The sequence below is a fragment of the Psychromonas ossibalaenae ATCC BAA-1528 genome (assembly GCF_000381745.1).
GTDB lineage: Bacteria > Pseudomonadota > Gammaproteobacteria > Enterobacterales > Psychromonadaceae > Psychromonas > Psychromonas ossibalaenae.
Genome location: NZ_KB906986.1, coordinates 77,088 through 83,935, shown reverse-complemented (window position 1 = coordinate 83,935; position 6,848 = coordinate 77,088). Strand labels below are relative to the sequence as shown.

Annotated in this window: 5 protein-coding genes; 3 read left to right on the top strand and 2 right to left on the bottom strand. The window is 43.0% G+C overall.

Going from position 1 to position 6,848, the window contains the following annotated elements; translation table 11 throughout:
• The coding region (locus G327_RS27165) for a transposase-like zinc-binding domain-containing protein (RefSeq protein WP_019614899.1) at positions 1–245 on the bottom strand (245 nt) is incomplete at its 3' end.
• Between the two features lie 21 nt (positions 246–266).
• Here G327_RS27165 and G327_RS26055 point away from each other — a divergent pair.
• The 3 genes from G327_RS26055 (at position 267) to wecB (ending at position 2,614) form a co-directional block, all read left to right on the top strand.
• On the top strand, positions 267–830 hold the full coding sequence (locus G327_RS26055) for a hypothetical protein (protein ID WP_019614898.1): 564 nt from the start codon (positions 267–269) through the stop codon (positions 828–830).
• 81 nt (positions 831–911) lie between these two features.
• Positions 912–1,118: a hypothetical protein gene (locus G327_RS26050; protein ID WP_019614897.1), complete on the top strand. Its 207-nt coding sequence runs from the start codon at positions 912–914 to the stop codon at positions 1,116–1,118.
• 368 nt (positions 1,119–1,486) lie between these two features.
• Entirely contained in the window at positions 1,487–2,614 is a 1,128-nt protein-coding gene (gene wecB / locus G327_RS0111335) for a non-hydrolyzing UDP-N-acetylglucosamine 2-epimerase (protein ID WP_019614896.1), read from the top strand.
• A 156-nt stretch (positions 2,615–2,770) separates the two neighbouring features.
• Here wecB and G327_RS0111330 read toward each other — a convergent pair whose 3' ends face one another.
• Entirely contained in the window at positions 2,771–6,475 is a 3,705-nt protein-coding gene (locus G327_RS0111330) for a M66 family metalloprotease (protein WP_019614895.1), read from the bottom strand.
• Positions 6,476–6,848: the final 373 nt, after the last annotated feature.

The window sequence follows — 6,848 nt, the reverse complement described above, 5'->3', positions numbered from 1 at the left end:
TTATGGCAACTCTTACAATAATATCTCTGTGTCTTACCAGCTTTGCCCCACTTTTTAAAATGACTCGAATGACAGTGAGGACATTGAGATGAATTATCAAACATAGGCTGAAACATCTCATTAACGGTGATTTCAGCCTGTGATGCTTGGATCGACTGGTGAACAATTTCTCTTTGAGCAGGTGTCATCGCTAGAAGAGTTTTAGTTATTTGGTTAAGCTGTTTGGTAAATGATTTAGTATCCATAGCTTTTAGCTTCAATAAGTTATGCGTACTTACAAGTATAGACAACAACTATCTGGAACAGAGCCTATTATTAACAGTGGTCTTGAGTGCGGCTCCGGTACTGAAAAACCACAGTCAGTTAACCGGATGAGTTATTACCAAAGTCATGCTGAATATCAGGAGGTGCCGATTGAAAGTGATGAGGTGATCGGTTGTAAAGACATGAAACCTTTTGATAATAACGGTTCTGCTGCACTTGATATTTACTGGGAGCAGTCGTGGAGCAGCAGTGAACCATATGCCTGTCACTTAGTGAATTATCAGACGCCGTTTAGTGCGCTTAATGAAGGAGATTATGTCAGCTGTGTTGAGTATCATAACCCTGACGTTATTATTGTCGGTGAAGGCGGGGGAGATGAAGAGCTGCCGCCGAATGCGGTTATAAACGGGCCTGAACAGGCTGAGTCTGCCGGACAGATAATCCTGTCTGCTGAGCAGTCAAATGATCCTCATGGTGAAGACCTTGATTACCAGTGGATTTTACCAGAAGGTGTCAGCAGTGCCGTTACCGATGAAGTAACGCTGAAAGCCGCATTACCGGAGTAGGAAACGGATGTTACTTATATTTTTGAGCTTGAAGTAACCAGCGCAAATGATAAAACTGATTACGCCAATCATCAAGTGCTGATGAAAGGTTTTGATCCGGGAACACCGCCGCCAAGTGAAGATACCTATGTAGAAGGGTTTTCTTATAGAGAAGGTGACGTAGTTTCTAATTACGGCAGTTTATACGAGTGTAAACCTCACCCTTATACGGGCTGGTGTGCGGGTGCCGCCTGGGCTTATGAGCCAGGGAAAGGTACAGCCTGGCAGGATGCCTGGACGCAGCTGTAAGCTGTCGTCTACTGTAAATTAAACTGCAGAGGCTTGAATATAATGAATTTTCAAGCCTCTTTTACGTCTCGATATTTAACGAGAAAGCGCTGTCCGTTAAAGGCCAGAGTCCGGCACTACGCGCTATGATAGTTCAGCCTGTACTATTCTATTTTTTGTACTTATTTGTACATGCACAGATCTTCTTTAATTTCCCTCTGTTATTAGTTGTTTAAATCTACTGCAGCGGTTCGCTGTTATTTAGATTGTATGCTTTAATTACTTGCATCTTCTGGTGAAAAACAGTGTTTTGCATGTATTCGGCAGTGCATTTTTCTGCAGTTTAAGTTAGGTACTTATTCTACGAATTTTAGTTTTCTGGAGTAGATATGAAAAAAGTTTTAACTGTATTTGGTACGCGTCCTGAAGCGATTAAAATGGCCCCGCTGGTACATAAGCTGGGTGAGCAGAGTAATTTAATCTGCAGGGTCTGTGTAACAGCACAGCACCGGGAGATGTTAGATCAGGTATTAAGCTTATTTGAAATCACCCCCGATTATGACTTAAATATAATGAAACCAGGGCAGGATCTGTTTGATGTCACCGGGAATATATTGAATGGTTTAAAAGAAGTCCTGGATGACTTTAAGCCGGATATAGTACTGGTGCACGGTGATACTACCACTACTTTTTCAGCTTCTTTAGCCGCATTTTATAAACAGATCAAAATTGCTCATGTAGAAGCCGGGCTGCGGACCGGAAACCTCTATTCCCCCTGGCCTGAAGAGGCAAATAGAAAATTAACCGGCGTACTGACTCAATATAACTTTGCGCCTACTCAAGGCGCAAAAGATAACTTAATCAAAGAGCTGGTACCCGAATCGCGCATTACAGTAACAGGCAATACTGTTATCGATGCACTTTTATGGGTGAAAGATAAGCTGCAGCATGATGCATCGCTAACGGCTGAACTTGACAGTATATTTTCTTTCTTAGATAAAGATAAAAAATTAACTCTAGTGACCGGTCACCGGCGGGAAAGCTTCGGCGGCGGCTTTGAACGGATCTGTGAAGCGTTAGCAAATATCGCGAAAATGCGTCCGGATGTGCAGATATTATACCCAATGCATTTGAATCCTAATGTGCGTGAGCCGGTAAACAGAATTTTGTCAGGCCTGGATAATGTCTTTTTAATAGAGCCTTTAGATTACCTGCCCTTTGTATATTTAATGAACCGCAGTTATTTAATTATTACCGATTCGGGCGGCGTGCAGGAAGAAGCCCCATCGCTGGGTAAACCTGTATTAGTGATGCGTGATACCACTGAGCGCCCGGAAGCGGTAGAAGCGGGTACGGTGAAGTTAGTTGGTACTGACATTGATAAAATAACCACTAGCGCATTAGAGCTGCTTTCTAATAATGATTTGTATCAGCAGATGGCAAAAGCACATAACCCCTATGGTGACGGTTTAGCCTGCAGTCGGATTGTTGAAAAACTAGTTGAAGGTGAGTCATAGGATAAAAAAGAGAACACTGCAGCAAACCTATGTCACTGCTGTTTCAGCGGCAGATGTCAGGTCTATAAATCGAGTGTATAAATACAGGCAGAAACTGACTGTTTCAGTGACTGCCTGTTAATATATTTAGAAAATCAATCTATTTAGCGACGGAGGCTAATTTTCTGGGTATTCAATACAAATTGCCCCATAACCTGTAACGTAATCCCACTCCCAAGAAAGATTTGATTTGCTGTCTGTCATTCGGTTGATATTATAAGCTCCATTTCTGTCGCTACGTTCAGGATCTAGTTCAGATGACCAAAACTCTGTTTCAGGTGTTAGGTTAAGGAAATGATCCAAACGACCAAATTCCTCAAACATATCTGCGAAGTGTTCGTCACGTGCTAAACCGTCAAACTGCGCACAGGTATTTACCAACGTGTTTCGATGAGGGTTTTCGTCTGTAATCAGCTCATTGGCAAAATAGAAACTATTGTTCTGCGCATCAACATAAAAAGCAGAGCCAGGCTTGCGCGGTAGTGTCAACTCTGAGCGAATGCTTAAGGAATTTGCATCTGAATCCAATACTACACCATTGACTGCGGGATAAATTTTCATCATGTTATCCTGCCAGTCTGATCTGAATATACCTGCATGTTCTGATAAGTGCAGGTTATCTTCGATTTCAGCCCAGATACGAATGCTCTCTGAATTCACATCATCAAACACAGTTGCGTCATTAACCGGAAGGTCAAGGGAGGTGCCGTTATTGAAATTAATACGTCTGCTCGCTGTCGCATAGACAGGAACATCTTTGTTATTGTCCAACGTCACGGTTGTCTGACCGGCTTCACCATCAAAAATAAGTCCGCCGCTGACCTCTCCGGGGGTTGTATGGTAGTCTGCCATCACCAGTGCAGCATTAGGGTAATATGTTTCTACCTCGAGAGCCGTTTCTTCACAGTGAACTTCTGTTGTACAAAACTCAGTTAATTCAATATTTCGTTTACCCATATAACCTTCAGAAATACTGAGTGGTTCTGCTATTGGTTTCATGTCGCTGATTTCATCTCGACTGGCCAGCAGTGTGCTTTGTTCATGGACGATATTTGGATAAGCCTCATTAGCTTTGTAGAGGCTGATATTTACAGGTTTAGCCTGAACATTATTGTACGCAAGGTTTAACCCAAAATCGTATAGTGCATTGGCCGTTGACATTTTTTTACCGATCAATATCGACTGCCGGCTATCATCATCAAAGTCGATAATTAAGTAGAACTGGCTGCCGTTATATTCAACGGGTAGTCCAGGTTCGAATGGTGAAGGGTGCTCGAAAATATTACCTATTGCGTTGTACATAGCCGGTTGAATAAGCGCGAGATCCCCGTTTGCCGAAAACTGACCGAAAATGGTGATAATAGGGCTGTTGATCTGTACTGGGTTTACATCATATTCTATTTCTGACGGTTGGTAGGAATGTGATTCAGAATCCCACTCGACGATAATAGGTCCATTGTCTGACTGGGCATAAATAGCTCTATTTTCCATATTATTCTGGATTTTTTGTGCATGATAAGCGGTAAACTGCGGATAACAATAGCTACCTGCCCAGGCTTTATCGCCACCGTTCATCGGATCATGTTTACCATCCAGTTCTGAATTGTTTTCAATAGGGCCACTGCTGTCAACTCGGTACCAACTTCTAAACTGCTGGCTGACGGTATCAAAGCCGCTAGGGTGGCCGGCAAGATTAACCCCGTCTTCAGGGTACTCATCGGCAATGCCCCATCTTTCTGCTGTGCCTGTTGTGAAATGGGATAAACCGTATGCATGACCTACTTCATGAATAAAAGCATTTCCGCAGTCAGAGTTCCACCAAATAGCAGACCATCCGTGTGATCCTCCAGCAACGCCTGTATCGGCTAGGTCATGAAGAGAGCCATCGGCTTCACGAGCTTCCCCCATGCCTACGTTAACGGTGTTGGCCCGAGGCCCTCCCTGCATGTTGGAAGGCAATAGTCCACCTCCATAATCTGCAGTTAGAGCACTTACAGTGATGCGTTTTAGCATTTTATCGTAATATTTGTTACCTGTTGCTTTGTAGTCATCATCATTATCAACCAAGATAATATCTTCGCCGTTATTGACTAAATATTCATTAATATAAATAGGACTGAAATCGGATAAAGTCATTGATGAAACAGGCACTGAACCGTAAAAGTCTCTTAGTAGTGCCTGGCCCTCAAGTGTTTTTTCACGATCGAATGGGTGATCCTGCCATTCGCCATCCCAGGCAAGGATTTTAACTCGTCTCACTGTATGGTGGGTTTCTGCAGTAAAGGGCGGTAGTGCAATATCAGTTTCATTACCCAATACTCCGCTATCAGCCTGAATGGCGGCAGACAACTGCACTCCAGGCGTAACCCAGTACCATGGAAGCTGCACACTCCAGGCTTGATGACTATAACTATCAAGCTCTTCACTGGAAACCATCTGCTCTTTATAAATCGGTAGTTGTGCAGGCGGTGTTAGGTTAAGTGTACCTAATGCTTCACCTGCAGCGCTTGTACCCGTTACCACTAATGACTGAGAGCTGTCGAGGGGAGTGTCTGGAGTAAACAGGAGGTGTGTATTACGCTTAGGGATAAGCTTCGGCACAATACGTTGATCATCAGCTGTATAGACATGGGTCTGTGCAAATTCAGCTTTACCTGTTAAAGGGGCGGGAGGAGTGATTGGAATTAATTCATCTTCGGGGTTACCGGGATCGATCGGCTTAACAGGATCATTTGGATCGTTAGGGTCTAGCGGATCGACAGGATCAGTGCCGTCAATAGGGTCAATCGGCTCTCCTGGATTTATAATCGGTTCAACAGGCTCTTGAGGATTACCTGGATCAATCGGTTTAGCTGGAACGCTTGGATCGGTCGGGTCTAGTGGGTCGATAGGATCGGTGCCGTCGATAGGGGGGACGGGATCAATAATACCGGGTCCAGACGGACCAATATAAACAACTTCAAGATGGTCAACATTTGGAATTAATTCTTGATCCGTTATTAAGCTGACAGTGTTGCGGCCTTTTGTCAGCTCAATAGTCATTTCCGGGCTAGAGCTCCAGTTTTCCTCTGTCTCGGTTGACGGTAGAATATAAGAGGTACTTACACCGCTACCACCTTCTGAAACAATGAAGCTACGTGTCTCTAGAGAAGAATAACGGAAACTAAGCTTATATTTACCGTCTACAGGAAGCTGAAAACCGAATGTAATACCGACATCGTCCCTTATCAGCTCACCTTTACGATAACCGGTGCCGGTAAACCCCGGAATAGAGTTTTCAATAGAAGTGCCGAAAGAAAGGCTGTCTTCTGCTTGTATTACACCTCTATTTTCATTTTCCTGGAGGGCTGTAACTTTTAAGTTATCAATATGTGGTCCAAGTGAACCTTGCGATTCTAGGGTTATGGTGTTGCTGCCGGCGTTTAAAACAGTTCTGTGTGCTTGAGATTCAGTCCAGTTGCCGAACTCACCGGTATTAGGAAAATCATAGGTGACAGGCGCTTCATTATTAATTGACAGCTGCATATGGCGATCATTATTGCTGGCATGGCTGAAGCTTATGTCATATTCACCATCATGAGGCACATTCACTGTCCAGGTGATGAGATCTCCACTACGTTTATCCGGTTGCAGATAGCCCTCTCCTGTATATCCCTCATAGCGGGTTGCTAAAGTTGGGCCGCTGTATATTGAATCTTTAACTTCAAACACCTGTTGCGCTTCAGACGCTGCTGAGCGGCTCTGTTGATAATGGGGTTCAGCAGCTACCGGTACTGCCGCTGCTATAGACAATGCCAGCATTGTCATCTTAAATTTTTTCATACCTTAGTTTCCTTTTTTTATAGCAAATTTTTATATGAAAATTGTTGCCATTCACAATATTTCACTTTGTTTTTTTATCATTATTCATGTAAACATCAGTTTGCATGAGGCAAATTAACAGTAAAAACGCTTGTTAACCGAGTGAATATTGGTGAAAAAAAGTGAAAGGTAGTGATTTTGGTGTGTTTTAGGTAGGCATAAAGTGGTATGTAAACTAAAGGTAGTTGGTAAAATATATTTATGTAAAATAGCTATCACTCAGTGAGTGGTTGAAAGAGAGGGAGGGGATATAAAGAAAAAAGCAGATGCAAATCATTAGCGCAGCTTAAAGGTGGCTTTTGTATTATTTTTCTTTAAATTAACAAGGATATTC

Excerpts from the sequence above, each read along its gene's own strand:
- G327_RS26055 (WP_019614898.1), top strand. The coding sequence starts at position 267 with ATGCGTACTTACAAGTATAGACAACAACTATCTGGAACAGAGCCTATT.
- G327_RS26050 (WP_019614897.1), top strand. The coding sequence starts at position 912 with ATGAAAGGTTTTGATCCGGGAACACCGCCGCCAAGTGAAGATACCTAT.
- wecB (WP_019614896.1), top strand. The coding sequence starts at position 1,487 with ATGAAAAAAGTTTTAACTGTATTTGGTACGCGTCCTGAAGCGATTAAA.
- G327_RS0111330 (WP_019614895.1), bottom strand. The coding sequence starts at position 6,475 with ATGAAAAAATTTAAGATGACAATGCTGGCATTGTCTATAGCAGCGGCA.